The sequence below is a fragment of the Thioalkalivibrio thiocyanodenitrificans ARhD 1 genome (genome assembly GCF_000378965.1).
Taxonomy (GTDB): Bacteria; Pseudomonadota; Gammaproteobacteria; order Ectothiorhodospirales; family Ectothiorhodospiraceae; genus Thioalkalivibrio_A; species Thioalkalivibrio_A thiocyanodenitrificans.
Window position 1 is genome coordinate 1,396,448 of sequence record NZ_KB900536.1, and the last position, 13,901, is coordinate 1,410,348.

Here is a 13,901-nt window from a genome sequence, read left to right on the forward strand (position 1 = left end):
GGCGGTGCGCCGGCCTAACGCGCCAGCATCAGTTGCAGGCGGCTTCCCACCCGTTGCGCCTCATCGGCCAGGTCGCCGATGTTGTCGATGATCCTGTACATGAACATCACGTCCACGGGAAACAGGTTTGCCTCCTGCCTGAACAGGGTCTCCCGTATGCGCCGCTGGATGGCGTCGGTATCCTGTTCGATATGATCCAGCTCCGCAAGCATCTCGTTGACCACATCCACCTCGTGCCCCCGGAAACCGGCCTCCACCAGTTCGTCCAGCTCATGGACAATGCGCCCTGCCTGATGCACCGCATCGATGCAGCGCGCAAGATAGTTCTGGAGATCCTGGGTCATGTTGTCGGGGAAGCGCATCCTGCGGCCGAGAATCAGGCCGGCGATATCCTTGGCGGTGTTGGCAATCCGATCCTGGACCGTGAGCACCTCGAGCACGTCACGTCGTGACATGGCGAGCATCATGCCCTTGGGCAGCTGCAGGCGCAGCTCCTTCTTGAGCGAATCGGCCTCGCGCTCCAGGGTGGCGATCTTCTGCTGCTGGGTCCCGGCCTTTTCCCAGTCGCCGCTGCACACGGCCTCGAAAAACATCGGCAACTCGGCGACACAGACCTGCACCTTGTCCATGTGCGCCTGGAGCGGACGCACCGGGGATCTGCCGAACAGGTCATAGACGAAATTCTTGGTGAACATGGCCAGCATCCAGGAAAGTAACCTGGCTCCTATTGTACCCAAATCGGCCGGCTTCAACGGAGTTCGTACGGGTGGCCCGCGGGCTGCGGCGAGCACCGGCAGATCCGCAGCCCGACACGTCCATTGCCTGGCCGCCCCTGATACCGCGCACACGGGCATCGAACGGACGAATTACAGGGGCCGGACCCGGGACCGCAGCGACAGTCGGGCGTGAACCAGGGAGAAATAGCCGTTGTCCGGCTCGAAACGGGACATGGACTCCAGCCCGGCCTCCCCAAGCATGGCCTCCAGGGTCTCGGGGGTGAACTTGCGGCTAATCTCTGTGAGGATGGACTCGCCGGTTTCCAGTTCCAGGCGCTCATCGAGGCGGGTCAGGTGAACGGTCTGGCGGATACTGGAGACCAGATGCATCTCGATACGCTGGCACCCGGCATTGTAGAGGGCCCGGTGCATGAACGCATCGGGCACGAAATCAGAATCCAGTTCTCTGTTGAGCACCTCGAGCAGATTGAGGTTGAAGGCCGCCGTAACCCCCTCGGCATCGTTGTAGGCGGCCTCCAGAACGGCCGGTGACTTGACCCGATCAGCGCCCAGCAGGAGGCTGTCTCCGGAATCCATCAGGGCCGCCAGTTCGCGCAGGAATCCCACCGCCTCGGCCGGTTCGAAGTTGCCGATCGTGCTGCCCAGAAAGACAAACAGCCGCCGCCCGCCGGGCCGCGGCATGCCGGACAGCCCCCCCAGATAATCACCCACCAGGGCGTTGACCCGCAGGCCCGGACGGGCGGCCATCAGCCGGGCCGCCGCCTGGCGCAGCATGGGTTCGCAGACATCAAAGGGCCAGTACTGGCAGCCATGCAGTCCGGCCCGGTCCAGGGCGGCCAGCAGGTGCACGGTCTTGCGTGAGGCGCCGCTGCCCAGTTCGATGATGTGATCCGGACGGGCACGGGCGATCACCTGGCCGGCGCACGCGGCCAGCAGGGCGTCTTCGGTGCGGGTGGGGTAGTACTCGGGTGTATCGCAGATACGATCAAACAGGGCCGAGCCCCGTTCATCGTAGAAATACTTGGGCGGCAGACTGCGGGGCCGCACGAGAAGCCCGCGGCGCACGTCCTCCTCGAGGCCCGGCACCGGACGCGCGGCCGGCACCCGCATGCAGCGGAATCGTTCGTCCGTGTCGAGTCGCGACAAGATCTGGTCCATGATGGGCACGTGCGCCGGGATTTCCCAGACGCTAACATGATCCACATACCGGGGAAACCAAAGCCCCCGACACTTCAGGGACATGCCATGTGCAGACACGCCGCGTACCTGGGACCGGAGATCGCCCTGGCCCAACTCCTGCTGACCCCGTCCCACAGCCTCGAGGTACAGGCCTGGGCGCCGAAGGAACTGCGCTATGCACGGCTCAATGCCGACGGCTTCGGGTTCGGCTGGTACGGGGTCCACGATGGCGCCGTTCGCTACGTCAATGATATGCCCATCTGGTCGGATGTGAACCTGCCCACGCTGGCGGAGAACCTGCAGAGCGACCTCTGGATCGCGGCCGTACGCAGCGCCACGCCCGGCCTCGGCAGCGGACCCGTCAATACCCAGCCCTTCGCGGACGGAGATTACCTGTTCTCCCATAACGGCTATCTGGAGGGTTTCGTGCAGGAGGTGCGACCCGAGATGCAGCGATGGCTTTCGCCGGAGGTGGAGTCGGCCATCATCGGTACGACCGATTCGGAGTACCTATTCGCAGTGGTGCGGCAGCTCCTCGACGAGGACGAGGACCTGCCCCTCGAAGCCGCACTGGGCGAAGCGTTCAACCTGGTGGGCGAATGGGCCGGCGAAGGGGCCGCACTGCTCAATGTGCTCATGAGCGACGGCGAACGCATCTATGCCACCCGGCACGCCATCAACCATGAGTGCCCAAGTCTCTACTACATCACCGATGACGACGGGTTTCCGGAAGGCGCGCAACTGGTCGCCTCCGAGCCCCTGACCGAGACCGGCCTCTGGCGCGCCGTGCCGGAACACCACGTACTGATCCTGGACCCGGACGCCCCCCCGGAACTGCTGGCCCTGTGAGCACCTCTCTTGTCACCCTGACGCGGCTGCGCGCGGTACAGCGCCGCATGCGGGCACTGATCGAACCCCTGGATGACGACGGATACCGCCTGCAGTTTCACCCGGACCTGAGCCCGCTCGGCTGGCACCTGGGTCACTGCACCTTCATCGAAAATCACTGGCTGCGCACGGTGGTGCTGGGCGATGACCGCCTGACCAGCCCCCTGCACGATTACTACACGCCCGAACGGAACCCCAAGCCCCGCCGAGGACCGCAACTGCCCGACAAGGCACGGCTGCTCGAGGAAGTCTCGCGGCAGCAGGACGACAACGTGCTGCTGCTCTCGGGCATGGCCGAGGCCCTGCCCGCGCATCCGCTGCTGGAGGACGAGTACCTGGAGCGTTTTCTCATCCAACACCATTGTCAGCACTACGAAACCATGCTCATGGTGCTCAACCAGCGTATGCTCGCCGGCCCGGCCGGCGCGTTCCGCCCCGAGACGCACCTGTTTTCCGATCCGGCCCCTGTAGCACACACGCACGTCCCCGGGGGGGACTTCAGCGTGGGTGGCGAGCCGCCCCAGGCCCTAGACAACGAACTGCCGGCTCACCGGGTGCAACTGTCCGCCTTCGAGCTCTCCACGCGCCCCGTCACCAATGCGCAGTACCTTCACTTCATGGAGCGTGGTGGCTACCGGGACCCGGCGCTCTGGGACGCGCCGGGCAGTGCATGGCTTGCCGAGCATCCCGTTCGGGCGCCCGATCACTGGCGCCAGGACAAGGAGGGGGCCTGGTACGGGATCGACGAGAACGGCCCCCACGATCTGGACCCCGGGGCGCCGGTGCACGGCTTGTCACGCCATGAGGCGCGTGCCTACGCGTGTTTCGCCGGCGCCCGCCTGCCGCACGAGCATGAATGGGAGGCAGCCTGCCGCCTGGGGCTGATGCAAGACAGCGGGCACGTGTGGGAATGGTGCGAGAATGCCTTTTATCCCTACCGGGGCTTTCGCGCCTCCCCCTATGAGGCATACTCGCTGCCCTGGTTCGACGGGCAGCACTTCACCCTTCGAGGCGGCAGCCGCCACACCCGCCGTGACGTGCGAAGGTGCAGCTTTCGCAACTTCCACACGCCCGACAAGAAATACGTGTTTGCGGGAATCCGGCTGGCGTGGTGAAGGGCGAATCAAGGGTCAACATTCAAAGTTCAAGGTTCAAAGTTCAAAGTTCAAAGTTCAAGGGGAAGGTTGGGGCACTTCGTCGTTCCGGGTGGATTCGATCATCACGGGGGTCCATGGACATCTGCGCGACACGCCCCCGTAGAGGCCCAGCCCGCTAACGACTTGGCCGTCGCCGACCAAGGCATTCCACTCGAAACGCCGAAGAGCCTTGAACCTTGAACCTTGAACCTTGAACCTTGAACTTTGAACCTTGAACCTTGAACCTTGAACTTTGAACTTTGAACTTTGAACTTTGAACTTTGAACCTTGAACTTTGAACCTTGAATCCCAAGTGCCTCCACAATCCCTCACTGCTATCCTTGATTGATGCTGATCCTGCTGGAATATCTGGTCATCACCTTTCTCGCGGTGTTTGTCGTGGTCAATCCACTGACCACCGCCTTTGTGTTCATGGCCCTGCTGCCGCGGGCGTCGGACGAGAAGCGGCGCATCATCGCGGCACGCTCCACCAGGATCGCCACGTTGCTGTTCTTCGTGTTCGCCACGCTGGGCGGCATCATCTTCCAGCTCTTCGGCATCACCCTGGCTGCCTTTCGGATCGCGGGCGGCGTGATCCTTTTCGGAATCGCCATGAACATGATCCGCAGGCGCGGCGACGAGGACGAGGAGAAGGCGGAGGAGGCCAGGGCGGACAAGGCGCGCATCACCGATGACATCTCCGTGATTCCGCTCGCCATCCCCTTCATGAGCGGCCCGGGCGCCATCGCCACCGTCATGATCCTCACCAGCGAAGCACCCACCGTGTATCACACGGGGCTCGTCTACCTGGCGGTACTGGCCACCACCGTGGCCTGTTACTTCGCCATGATCCATTCGCGCCACATCGTTCGCTTTCTGGGCGATACCGGCAAGCAGATTCTCACCAAGATCTTCGGTCTGATCCTGGCCGTGCTGGCCATTCAGTTCATCATCAACGGCGCGAGTGATGCAGTCACCGGGTATATGCTGGACAAGGGGCTTCTGGATGGCGCGGTGATCGAGGACCCGCGCACGCCCTGACGGCTGTCAGTTGTCAGTTGTCAGTTGTCAGTTGTCAGTTGTCAGTTGTCAGTTGTCAGGAGATGAAAGCATGTGCTGGCGGGGATGCAAGGGAACTCGCTTGTCGATGAACGGTCTTTTGCGAAAGGCCCGATCAGCGCCCGGCCCTGACTTGCGGCCCCCCCTGCCACGAACCACGAACCACTGACAACTGACAACTGACAACTGACAACTGACAATGGACAATGGACCAGTAAGGAGAACCTCCATGGCTCACATGCTTCGCGGCATTCTGTTCGTTCTGCTGTGCCTGTCCCTGCCCGTTACCGCTCTGGCCGGTGACGACGGGGTACGCCTGAACCTGTCGGCGGTCAGCGAAAGGGAGGTGGATAACGACCTCATGGGCGTGACGCTGCAGGTGGACCGAAGCGGCGAGGACACGGCGGAACTGGCCCTCGCGGTGCGCGGCATCATGGAGAGGGCGCTCGACACCGGCCGCGCCTATCCGCAGGTCAGACTGCGCACCCCGGCCTATACCACCCAGCCGGTCTATGAACGCCGGGACGGAGAAACTCGGCAGACCGGATGGCGCATCACCCAGACCCTGGAACTGGAAAGCACGGACATGGAGGCGGCCACGGAGCTCACGGGCAAGCTGCAGCAGGGTGAGCTGCGGGTGATCCGGATGGCGTTCAGTGTGTCCCCGGAAAGCCGCAACCGGATTCGGCGGGAGTTGACCCATGAGGCCATTGACCTGTGGCGCGACAAGGCGGCCACGGCGGCCAGACGCATGCAGGCGAGTCACTGGGAGCCCGTGGAGCTGACCGTACAGGATGATATGGATGGCCCGCCCGTGCGCCCCATGGCGGCCCGCGCGATGGACGCCGTGGAGTCCGCACCGGCCGTGGAAGCGGGCACCTCGCGCGTCATCGTTCAGGTCAGTGGCAGCGCCCGGGCCCTGGGCGTGAAACGGCAGCCACTTCACTGACCGGCCAGTACCACGTCACGGCGGGTTCACCGCCGGGATATCGTGACTCCCGGGGCTTCACACGGAGAAGCGGGGTTCGGGGGCCGGCACCACGACGTTGCGCCCGCTGGACTTGGCCTGATACAGGGCATCGTCCACACGCTGGAGCAGCGCATCGGCGCTGTCCACACCGGGCGCCGGGGCGGCGTCCACCCCCAGGCTGACCGTGATCCGTTCCGGTCCCGCGCCGGCGATCTCCATGGACGCCACGGCGGTGCGCACACGCTCGGCGATTCCACAGGCCTCGGCCAGGCTCGCTCCCGGCAGCAGGATCATGAATTCCTCGCCTCCGTAGCGCACCAGCACATCACCTTCGCGCAGCACCCGCTGCGCGGCATGGGCCGTTTGCACCAGGATACGGTCGCCCGCCAGATGGCCCCAGGTATCGTTCACCGGCTTGAAGTGGTCGATATCGAACATGATCAGTCCCAGCGGCTCGCCGCTGCGCGCGCTGCGGGCGAACTCCTCCATGAGACGCTCCATGCCCATGCGGCGGTTGTAGCAGCCGGTCAGCGAATCCATGGCCGCGATGCGCCCCAGATGCTCATGGCTGAGGGCATTTTGAAGCGCGAGCTTGAGGCTCTGGCGGAAGAAGTCCAGCAGGCGGAATGTGTCCGGTGAAAAGGGTTGCAGCGAGGTCAGCACCAGCATCCCCATGGGCGCACCCTTGCCTTCCAGGGGCAGTAGCAGCATCTCCCGGGGTTGCGCCTCCGGCCGGCCCTTCAGCGATACGCCGGAGGGGGATGCCACCTGGCGTGACTTCAGGTTGCCGAGCGCTGCGCGCACGTCGCTGCGCCCCAACAGACCCTCCGGATCATCCAGGCCGTAGGCGGCAACACATTCCAGTTCCCCCTCCCGCACCACCAGGAGCGCGCCGGCCACCGCACCGGTGCGGGCCAGCATCACGCTCAGGGCCTCCCGACACAGGGGCGCCAGTTCCAGTTGCGAGGCCAGCGTGTTGGAGAAATCCCGTACCGATTCCTCCATCCGGCGGGCACTCACCAGCACATCGATAAGTCGGTTGAACGAATCCGCCGCCCGGCCCAGTGCATCCCGGGAGTCCACCGGCACGTGAAAACGATCCGCGTCCCGGTACGGGAGGCCCTTTACCACCTCGTCCTCGACCAGCACCTGGCGGAAGGCGTGCATGCCATCGGACAGCAGGTTGACCCGAGGCCGCACCACGTTGCAGACCACCAGGAAATTGAACGCCCCCACCATGAGGCCCGCACCCAGACAGGCCGCGTAGAAACTGGGCTGGTAGGCTAGGGACGGGGGAACGCCAAGCACCACCACGAAGGGCGGAAAGACCACCCCGGCAAACAGACCCAGGCCCACCATCCAGGTGGCCAGTTCGACGAACAAGCGCCGCTTCCCGGGGCGCTCCGCGGGCATCCGATCGCTTGCCGGACCCTCGGGCATGGTGCCATGCCTCCCTTGGTTTTGTGATGGCGCGCACAATGTTAGGGCATGGGCGGGAAAAATGCCCGCATGTTTCCGGCAAAACACACCATTTTTCGGGATCAATGGCAAGCGCCGCCACGGACAGGACCCCGCGGGCACGGTCACTCCCGTCCCGACGGGTCATCCCGGTACACTGCTGCCCATGGACCTGCCCACCTACTGCGAGCGCACGGCACACGGCCTGTGGGCCGAACCCTTCAATGCCGTCAGCAACGCGGCCTTTCTGGCCGCCGCCTGGCTGGCATGGCGCCGCTGGCGAGCCCATCCGCAGGCCTCCTGGCGCCATCAGCCCGACCTGGGAGGGCTCATCCTGCTGGTCGCCGCCATCGGTTTCGGCAGCCTGCTGTGGCACACCGTGGCACGGCCCTGGGCCTACTGGATGGACGCCCTGCCGATCATTCTTTTCATCCATCTGTTTTTGCTGAGTTTTCTGTGGCGGATGGCGCGGCTGTCGTGGCCCGCCATCCTGGCCGTATTCCTCGTCTACGAGGGGCTCACGCTGGGCCTGCTGCGCGTGGCGCCAGCGGGCGCGCTGAACGATTCGGTGGGCTATCTGCCGGTCCTGCTGTCCCTGTGGCTCATGGCCCTCTGGCTGAGGTTCCGTGCCCATCCCCTGGGGCACAGATTCCTGGCCTGTGGCGCGCTGTTCAGCGCCTCGCTCGGCTTCCGGATACTCGATCCCGCCCTGTGCCACGTGCTGCCGGTGGGGACCCATTTCCTGTGGCACGGGCTCAACGGCTGGGTGCTGTACCTGCTGCTGGCGGGCCTGATCCGCCACGGCATCCCGTCCACGGAGCGGCATCCGTGACGCCCGCGATCAGACTCCTGCAACAGGCCCGCGTCACGCACCGGGTACACGCATACGAACATGACCCCGGCAGCGCGTCCTACGGGCTGGAGGCAGCGCAGGCCCTGAACATACCCTGTGAACGGGTGTTCAAGACCCTGCTCGCACAGGACGCGGGGGGACGCCTTCTGGTGGCGCTGGTTCCCGTCGCCGGCCAGCTGGATCTCAAGGCCCTGGCCGCGGCCTGCGGTACGAAACGGGTCACCATGGCCAGACCCGAGGATGCGCAGCGGGCTACCGGCTACGTGGTGGGCGGAATCAGCCCGCTGGGGCAAAAACGGCGGCTTCCCCTCTGGCTGGACCGGTCCGCCCTTTGCCACGCCACCGTGTTCGTCAGCGCCGGTCGGCGCGGCCTGGAGATCGAACTGGCGCCCCGGGATCTGCTGGCAGTCACCGGCGGACAGGTGGCGGAGATCGTCCGGACCGGGTGACCCGCCACCCTACTCCGCCAGTTCCACCCGCAGACGGCCCTGCTCCACCCGCAGGTCCCGGACGCCTTCAGCAAAGGCCTGCCAGAACCCCGGTTCGCTGCCGTAGAGGGCGACAAGATCACGCCCCTTGAGCCCGCCCAGCCAGGCATCGGGCAGCGGGACGCCCATGATGCTCACCCCGCGCAGGACCACCACGGGCCGGTCGTTCATGTGCTGCAGGGCCAGCCCGGCATCCACCCGGATCACGCGCCCCGCCATGACGGGGAAGTCCGGGGGAAGGCTCACCAGCACCGTGGCCGACACCAGGTCGTCGGACAGGTGCAGCGCCACGCGGTCGGCCAGTTCGGGGCTGCCCGCGATCAGGCCGTTGAGTTCCCGCTGGGTAAAGTACAGCACCCGGGCGGCGGGGGCCTCGCCGTAGCGTTCCGGCACCGGACCCACGCCGGGATCCGCCGGGTCCGGATCCCGAACCTGACGCAGCTTGTCCTCCAGCACCTGCCGTTCCGGGGCGCTGAGCACCACCGGCTCCAGCGGTGCAGGGTACAGGTAGATGCGGGCCGCCCAGAGGGTCGCCACCGCGGTGATCAGGACCGCCGCCAGGAGCAACAGGAACACCTGGAGGCCTCCGAAACGCCGGGGTGATCGGGCAGCCGTGGGAGGGAGGGAAGGGTCGGGACTGGACACGGATTCCTGCTCGGAAGGTTGCGTCTGGGAGACGGGGAGCCCGGATGTGACCGGGCCCTCAGGGTTCAATGTAGCATTCCGCCGACCGGGCTGCCCGGGATGATCAGCGGCGTGACTGATACAGGAAGTAAAGCCCGAGCACCACGAAGGCCACGCCCACTGCAAGGGCCCCCGGTCCGGACATGGATTGGTATTCGGTGACCGCCGTGCGGCTGAACCAGATCTCGCCGGTCACCAGCACATAGCCGCCCACCCCCAGCAACAGCAGGCCCACCAGCACCAGGCCCATATCGGTACGTCGCCGTCTCATGGCCGCTCCTCCGGGCATGAACCCTGCCGTTCGCCATACGCGAACAACATGTTAAGCTTTCGTCCGGCCATCACAATCCGCGCCAGTGGGAAGAATGACCCGGTGCCGCGCGTCATTTTCCCATGAGTGCGCCCTTGCGCACGCCCCGCACTGGGAACAATGTGCCCGGAATGTGGCCTTACAGGACAGGTCCCGCGTCCGTGCCCCGCCGGTCCCCGGGTGTGCGCAGGCACATCCGGGCCTGAGGCGCCTGCGGCTGACGATCATCCCAACACAGGAGACATTGCATGGTCAAAAACGCCGTCATTCCGCTGCTGAGCTGTCTCATGGCCTTGTGGCTCAGCCAGGCCGCGGCAGGCGGCACCGGCAACCCGGGACTGGCCGAGCAGGTGGCCGCGATTCCCGAGTCGGATCTGATCGTCTTCAGCCCTGATGAACCCCGCTTCGCGGTAACCGTGTTCACCGACGTGAACTGTCCCTTCTGCCGCCGCCTGCATACCCAGATGGACGATTACATGCTGTTCGACGTGGAGATCCGCTATGCGGCCTTCCCCAACATCGACAATGCCCTGGAGCAGATGCACGCCGTCTGGTGCAGTGAAGACCGTAAGAATGCCATCACCCGCGCCAAGCGTGGCGAGATCATCGACGCCTCCGATTGCGAAAGCAAGGCGGTAGAGGCACAGATGGATCTGGCCCTGAAGCACCGGTTCATCGGCACGCCGGCCATTGTGACGCCGAAAGGCCGTATCCTCTACGGATATGTGGCCGCGGAAGACCTGGTCGACGCACTGGAACGGGAACGGTAAGGCGCCGGCCGGCACGAGATGTCCAGCCTCTTCGATCACATCCCGAAGGACCTGCCTGAAGAACACGTGGACACCCTGCTCGAGCACCGGGGTGTGCGGGTGGAGCGCATTGTCTCCCGGGGACACTCCACCCCCGAGGGCGTCTGGTATTGCCAGGATACGGACGAGTGGGTGCTGCTGGTTCAGGGTGAGGCCGCCCTGGAGTACCGTTCGCCCGAGGGGCACACCCGGCTCAGGGCCGGGGACTGGTTGTTCATCCCCGCCGGGCGACAGCACCGCGTGAGCTGGACGGCTCATGATCAGGATACGATCTGGCTGGCCCTGCACTGGACGGGCGACGTCGCGGGGCACGCAGCCGGCGGATTGCAGCCACCGCGTCCCTGACCTACCCTGTCAGACAATACCAGGCGAGCATGATCCGTTGCTGCCCGCCCAAGATGAACGGAGACGCCCATGCACTGGACGCGCATTCTCGGCATTGCCCTGCTGGTCGGCGGCGCCATCCTGCTCTGGATGGGGTTCTCCGCCACCGAAACGATCTCTGAAGATATTCGCCAGACCGTCACGGGCCAGTACTCCGATGCCACCACCGGTTATCTCGTGGGTGGTGGCGTAGCCGCGGCCGTCGGGTTGGTGCTCATCCTGTTCGGCGCCCGCCGCTGATGACAGCACACGCATTCCGCTCACCACACACGCACAGGAAACGGACACCATGGGCATCGAGATCAGCGGTCTGCTCGGCATCATTCTGCTCATTCTCAACATCTGGGCCATCGTCAGCACCTTATCCAGCACCGCGGGCGTAGGGCCCAAGGTGTTGTGGATCGTGCTCATCCTGATCCTGCCGCTGATCGGCTTCATTCTCTGGCTGCTGCTGGGACCCAGGGCCGCGCGTTAGTGTCGTGTCCCCCGGGCGATCCGGCCCACCCGGTGGATCGTCCTTCGCCCGGAGGACCGGGCACCTACGGGAAGGCCCCCGCAGTGCAGACACTCAGCCCGTCACAGCGAGCGGATCGGCGGCCGCAGCAGAAGGGTGGTGAGATACGCGGGCTAGATATTCCACTGCTCACCGCATCGGCGGCAAACCACGCGAATCCAGCCACCGGCTTCGTCATCGCCGGGTTCGCTGTTGTCCGCCGGCGACTGCCCGTGAGCCCTCACGTCGAAGGCACCATAGACGCCGCATTGCGGACAATTGGCCCGATCCGCCCTGCGCTGAGCCCTCTGCATGCCGATGCGGTAATGGGTCCAGCCGAACATGGCCACCATGGCGCCGCCGAACATCACCCCGTAGCGCTGCAGCCACTGCCAGAGAGTGCCGGGATCACTGAACATCTCGAAACCCACCGGGATGAGCACCAGACCCAGGATGCAGGTCACCAGATGCAGATGTGCGCGCATCAACACGCGCTCATGCCAGCGTATGAAACCGAGCCGGCTGATCTCGCCGGCCACACGCTCCGTGTTGTCACCCTGCTCGGCCATGTTCGTTCTCCATGCGCGCAATTCGCCGCATCCCGTGTCTATAGCCGACTGGAAGCCCGCCTGCCGAAACGCGCCCGCGGGCGTTGCAGGCAATCGGCCCGCCGGGCACACTGCCCTCATGTTGCATGTCGCTGATCATCCACGGCCCGCCCCATGATTCGGGCAAGGCTCGGCGCACTGGTACTCGTCGCGCTGGTTCTCCTGCCGCTGCTGGCATCCGGCCTGCACCAGCCGCACGGCGCCGATACCACGGCGGTGCTGTCCTGGCTCGCCCGCGCCACGGGCGTGCTGTCCCTGACGCTGATGCTGATGGCCGGTGTCCTGAGCATCCGGCTGCCCGGGCTGGATCCCTGGTTCGGCGGATTGACGCAGATGTGGTTTATCCATCACCTGATGGGCTGGTCGGGATTCATGCTGGCCATGATTCACGTCTGGATGGTGGCCGGCAGTGCCCTGACCCTGTCCCTGGACGCGGCGGTGCACAACCTGTTCCCGCCCCTGGCCTACTGGCAGGTCTGGGCCGGGTGGGCATCCCTTGCCGCCCTGCTGATCTTTCTGGCGCCCACCTTCAAGTTCTTCCATGAGCCCGCTTACCGGCGCTGGAAACGCCTGCACCTGCTCTCGGCGCTGGCCCTGCTGCTGGGCCTGGTTCACGCCCTCGCCCTGGGTTCCAGGCCCTGGCCCTGGCTCCTGCTGGGCACCCTGGCGCTTGCCGCCTACGTCTGGCGCAAGCTGCTCTCACCCCGTATCGCCCGCCTCGACTATCAGGTGGCGGAAGTGGAAACCCTGGGGTCCGGGATGGTGGAACTGAGCCTGAGTCCGGAAGGCGCGCCGCTTCGTCATGGTCCCGGCCAGTTTGTCTATCTCACGCCCCTGGACCCGACGCTGGCCGACGGGCGGGGCGAGGAACATCCCTACACCCTGAGTTCCGCCCCGGGCGCCCCCCGCCTGCGCATCGGCATCAAGGCCCTGGGGGATGCGACGCAGGCCATCCAGGACATCCGGCCGGGCAGCCGCATGCAGGTGGAAGGGCCGTACGGTGAGTTCCTCACCCCGCGCGATCCGGCCCGGCCGGCCCTGTGGCTGGGCGGCGGCATCGGCATCACACCGTTTGTTTCCGCTGTGCGCGCCATGGATGGCGGTGCGGCGGACCCGCCGGTGCACCTGTTCAACCTGGTGAACACGGATGCGGATGCCTACTACCGGCCTGAACTGGAACGCCTTGCGGAGGAGATCCCGGGGCTCACCCTGACCATCCACCGTTGGGAGCAGGATGGCGTGCTGGACATCGCCTATCTCGCGGCCCACTGCCCGGACTTCCCCCGGCGCGAGGTCTGGATCTGCGGCCCACCCGTACTCACGCAGCACCTCACGGCCATCCTTCGGGCCCAGGGTGTGCCTCGCAGACGCATTCATTCGGAGGCCTTCAACCTGCTGTGACCACCTACGGACGCATCGCCTACACCACCCTCGTGGCCTTCGCCGCCAGCCTCCTGACGCTGCTGGCCGCGTACGCCCTGTCTCCCGACAGGCCGCGCCCCGCCGCGCCGGCGCCGGAGGTGTCGCGGCAGATCGATCGCGACACGCTGGCCCGGCACGACAAGGCAGAGGACTGCTGGATGGCCATCCATGGCCGCGTCTACGATTTCACCGACTACCTGCCCGATCACCCCACCCCGATCCGGGTGCTGATCCCTTACTGTGGTACCGATGCAAGCGAGGGCTGGGACACCAAGGGCGTGAGCCGTCCCCACAGCCCTGCGGCCCACGCCATGCTGCCCGACTACGAGATCGGCGTGCTGGCGGACTGAATCAGGCAACGGCACCATGGAGATGCCGCCGGTCCTGCAGGGCGGAACAGACACAGCCGCACCGACCGACCCC

The 13,901-nt window shown here is 65.6% G+C and carries 18 protein-coding genes; 12 read left to right on the forward strand and 6 right to left on the reverse strand.

What is annotated here, in order from left to right:
* Nucleotides 1-14: 14 nt before the first annotated feature.
* Both THITHI_RS0106535 and egtD read right to left on the reverse strand, forming a co-directional pair.
* Nucleotides 15-695, reverse strand: coding sequence for a TIGR00153 family protein (locus THITHI_RS0106535; protein WP_026186115.1), 681 nt, complete (start codon nt 693-695; stop codon nt 15-17).
* A 171-nt stretch (nt 696-866) separates the two neighbouring features.
* Nucleotides 867-1,895 carry an L-histidine N(alpha)-methyltransferase gene (gene egtD, locus THITHI_RS0106540; RefSeq protein ID WP_051079980.1) on the reverse strand — a complete coding sequence of 343 codons (1,029 nt, stop codon included), beginning with the start codon at nt 1,893-1,895 and terminating at the stop codon, nt 867-869.
* An 87-nt stretch (nt 1,896-1,982) separates the two neighbouring features.
* Here egtD and egtC point away from each other — a divergent pair, with 87 nt between their 5' ends.
* The 4 genes from egtC to THITHI_RS0106560 all read left to right on the forward strand — a co-directional run bounded on the left by egtC (nt 1,983) and on the right by THITHI_RS0106560 (nt 5,948).
* Nucleotides 1,983-2,765, forward strand: coding sequence for an ergothioneine biosynthesis protein EgtC (gene egtC / locus THITHI_RS0106545; RefSeq protein WP_018232275.1), 783 nt, complete (start codon nt 1,983-1,985; stop codon nt 2,763-2,765).
* Entirely contained in the window at nt 2,762-3,919 is a 1,158-nt protein-coding gene (locus THITHI_RS0106550; protein WP_018232276.1) for an SUMF1/EgtB/PvdO family nonheme iron enzyme, read from the forward strand. The genes egtC and THITHI_RS0106550 overlap by 4 nt, the downstream gene beginning before the upstream one ends.
* A 369-nt stretch (nt 3,920-4,288) precedes the next feature.
* Nucleotides 4,289-4,981 (forward strand): MarC family protein, encoded by a 693-nt coding sequence (locus tag THITHI_RS0106555; RefSeq protein WP_018232277.1) that lies wholly within the window; start codon nt 4,289-4,291, stop codon nt 4,979-4,981.
* Between the two features lie 247 nt (nt 4,982-5,228).
* Nucleotides 5,229-5,948, forward strand: coding sequence for an SIMPL domain-containing protein (locus tag THITHI_RS0106560; protein ID WP_018232278.1), 720 nt, complete (start codon nt 5,229-5,231; stop codon nt 5,946-5,948).
* Between the two features lie 57 nt (nt 5,949-6,005).
* Here the strand turns inward: THITHI_RS0106560 and THITHI_RS0106565 are convergent, their stop codons facing one another.
* Nucleotides 6,006-7,409, reverse strand: coding sequence for a GGDEF domain-containing protein (locus THITHI_RS0106565; RefSeq protein WP_018232279.1), 1,404 nt, complete (start codon nt 7,407-7,409; stop codon nt 6,006-6,008).
* 61 nt (nt 7,410-7,470) lie between these two features.
* Here THITHI_RS0106565 and THITHI_RS0106570 point away from each other — a divergent pair, with 61 nt between their 5' ends.
* Both THITHI_RS0106570 and ybaK read left to right on the forward strand, forming a co-directional pair.
* Complete coding sequence (locus THITHI_RS0106570; protein WP_232199390.1) at nt 7,471-8,259, forward strand: ceramidase domain-containing protein; 789 nt, start codon at nt 7,471-7,473, stop codon at nt 8,257-8,259.
* Nucleotides 8,256-8,729 carry a Cys-tRNA(Pro) deacylase gene (gene ybaK / locus THITHI_RS0106575; protein WP_018232281.1) on the forward strand — a complete coding sequence of 158 codons (474 nt, stop codon included), beginning with the start codon at nt 8,256-8,258 and terminating at the stop codon, nt 8,727-8,729. The genes THITHI_RS0106570 and ybaK overlap by 4 nt, the downstream gene beginning before the upstream one ends.
* A gap of 9 nt (nt 8,730-8,738) precedes the next feature.
* Here the strand turns inward: ybaK and THITHI_RS0106580 are convergent, their stop codons facing one another.
* Together THITHI_RS0106580 and THITHI_RS0106585 are read right to left on the reverse strand one after the other, a co-directional pair.
* A complete protein-coding gene (locus tag THITHI_RS0106580; RefSeq protein WP_018232282.1) occupies nt 8,739-9,344 on the reverse strand; it encodes a hypothetical protein in 606 nt (201 codons plus the stop codon).
* Between the two features lie 172 nt (nt 9,345-9,516).
* The gene (locus THITHI_RS0106585) at nt 9,517-9,723 is read right to left on the reverse strand and encodes a hypothetical protein (protein WP_026186117.1); all 207 of its coding nucleotides are present in this window, start codon (nt 9,721-9,723) and stop codon (nt 9,517-9,519) included.
* A 287-nt stretch (nt 9,724-10,010) separates the two neighbouring features.
* Between THITHI_RS0106585 and THITHI_RS0106590 the strand changes: the two genes are divergently transcribed.
* The 4 genes from THITHI_RS0106590 to THITHI_RS0106605 all read left to right on the forward strand — a co-directional run bounded on the left by THITHI_RS0106590 (nt 10,011) and on the right by THITHI_RS0106605 (nt 11,430).
* Nucleotides 10,011-10,532 (forward strand): DsbC family protein, encoded by a 522-nt coding sequence (locus THITHI_RS0106590; RefSeq protein WP_018232284.1) that lies wholly within the window; start codon nt 10,011-10,013, stop codon nt 10,530-10,532.
* Between the two features lie 18 nt (nt 10,533-10,550).
* On the forward strand, nt 10,551-10,916 hold the full coding sequence (locus THITHI_RS18575) for a cupin domain-containing protein (RefSeq protein ID WP_018232285.1): 366 nt from the start codon (nt 10,551-10,553) through the stop codon (nt 10,914-10,916).
* A gap of 69 nt (nt 10,917-10,985) precedes the next feature.
* Nucleotides 10,986-11,195 carry a DUF3185 family protein gene (locus tag THITHI_RS0106600; RefSeq protein WP_018232286.1) on the forward strand — a complete coding sequence of 70 codons (210 nt, stop codon included), beginning with the start codon at nt 10,986-10,988 and terminating at the stop codon, nt 11,193-11,195.
* 49 nt (nt 11,196-11,244) lie between these two features.
* A complete protein-coding gene (locus THITHI_RS0106605; protein WP_018232287.1) occupies nt 11,245-11,430 on the forward strand; it encodes a PLDc N-terminal domain-containing protein in 186 nt (61 codons plus the stop codon).
* Between the two features lie 152 nt (nt 11,431-11,582).
* On the opposite strand, the gene THITHI_RS0106610 is transcribed toward THITHI_RS0106605, so the two are convergent.
* Nucleotides 11,583-12,017 (reverse strand): hypothetical protein, encoded by a 435-nt coding sequence (locus THITHI_RS0106610; protein WP_018232288.1) that lies wholly within the window; start codon nt 12,015-12,017, stop codon nt 11,583-11,585.
* A gap of 153 nt (nt 12,018-12,170) precedes the next feature.
* Between THITHI_RS0106610 and THITHI_RS0106615 the strand changes: the two genes are divergently transcribed.
* Both THITHI_RS0106615 and THITHI_RS0106620 read left to right on the forward strand, forming a co-directional pair.
* Nucleotides 12,171-13,457 (forward strand): ferredoxin reductase family protein, encoded by a 1,287-nt coding sequence (locus THITHI_RS0106615; RefSeq protein WP_018232289.1) that lies wholly within the window; start codon nt 12,171-12,173, stop codon nt 13,455-13,457.
* Nucleotides 13,454-13,828 carry a cytochrome b5 domain-containing protein gene (locus THITHI_RS0106620; RefSeq protein WP_018232290.1) on the forward strand — a complete coding sequence of 125 codons (375 nt, stop codon included), beginning with the start codon at nt 13,454-13,456 and terminating at the stop codon, nt 13,826-13,828. The genes THITHI_RS0106615 and THITHI_RS0106620 overlap by 4 nt, the downstream gene beginning before the upstream one ends.
* Nucleotides 13,829-13,901: the final 73 nt, after the last annotated feature.

Excerpts from the sequence above, each read along its gene's own strand:
- THITHI_RS0106615 (WP_018232289.1), top strand. The coding sequence starts at position 12,171 with ATGATTCGGGCAAGGCTCGGCGCACTGGTACTCGTCGCGCTGGTTCTC.
- THITHI_RS0106565 (WP_018232279.1), bottom strand. The coding sequence starts at position 7,409 with ATGCCCGAGGGTCCGGCAAGCGATCGGATGCCCGCGGAGCGCCCCGGG.
- THITHI_RS0106610 (WP_018232288.1), bottom strand. The coding sequence starts at position 12,017 with ATGGCCGAGCAGGGTGACAACACGGAGCGTGTGGCCGGCGAGATCAGC.
- THITHI_RS0106605 (WP_018232287.1), top strand. The coding sequence starts at position 11,245 with ATGGGCATCGAGATCAGCGGTCTGCTCGGCATCATTCTGCTCATTCTC.
- THITHI_RS0106570 (WP_232199390.1), top strand. The coding sequence starts at position 7,471 with ATGCCCGCATGTTTCCGGCAAAACACACCATTTTTCGGGATCAATGGC.
- egtC (WP_018232275.1), top strand. The coding sequence starts at position 1,983 with ATGTGCAGACACGCCGCGTACCTGGGACCGGAGATCGCCCTGGCCCAA.
- THITHI_RS0106585 (WP_026186117.1), bottom strand. The coding sequence starts at position 9,723 with ATGAGACGGCGACGTACCGATATGGGCCTGGTGCTGGTGGGCCTGCTG.
- THITHI_RS0106590 (WP_018232284.1), top strand. The coding sequence starts at position 10,011 with ATGGTCAAAAACGCCGTCATTCCGCTGCTGAGCTGTCTCATGGCCTTG.
- THITHI_RS0106600 (WP_018232286.1), top strand. The coding sequence starts at position 10,986 with ATGCACTGGACGCGCATTCTCGGCATTGCCCTGCTGGTCGGCGGCGCC.
- THITHI_RS18575 (WP_018232285.1), top strand. The coding sequence starts at position 10,551 with ATGTCCAGCCTCTTCGATCACATCCCGAAGGACCTGCCTGAAGAACAC.
- THITHI_RS0106560 (WP_018232278.1), top strand. The coding sequence starts at position 5,229 with ATGGCTCACATGCTTCGCGGCATTCTGTTCGTTCTGCTGTGCCTGTCC.
- THITHI_RS0106535 (WP_026186115.1), bottom strand. The coding sequence starts at position 695 with ATGTTCACCAAGAATTTCGTCTATGACCTGTTCGGCAGATCCCCGGTG.
- THITHI_RS0106555 (WP_018232277.1), top strand. The coding sequence starts at position 4,289 with ATGCTGATCCTGCTGGAATATCTGGTCATCACCTTTCTCGCGGTGTTT.
- egtD (WP_051079980.1), bottom strand. The coding sequence starts at position 1,895 with ATGGACCAGATCTTGTCGCGACTCGACACGGACGAACGATTCCGCTGC.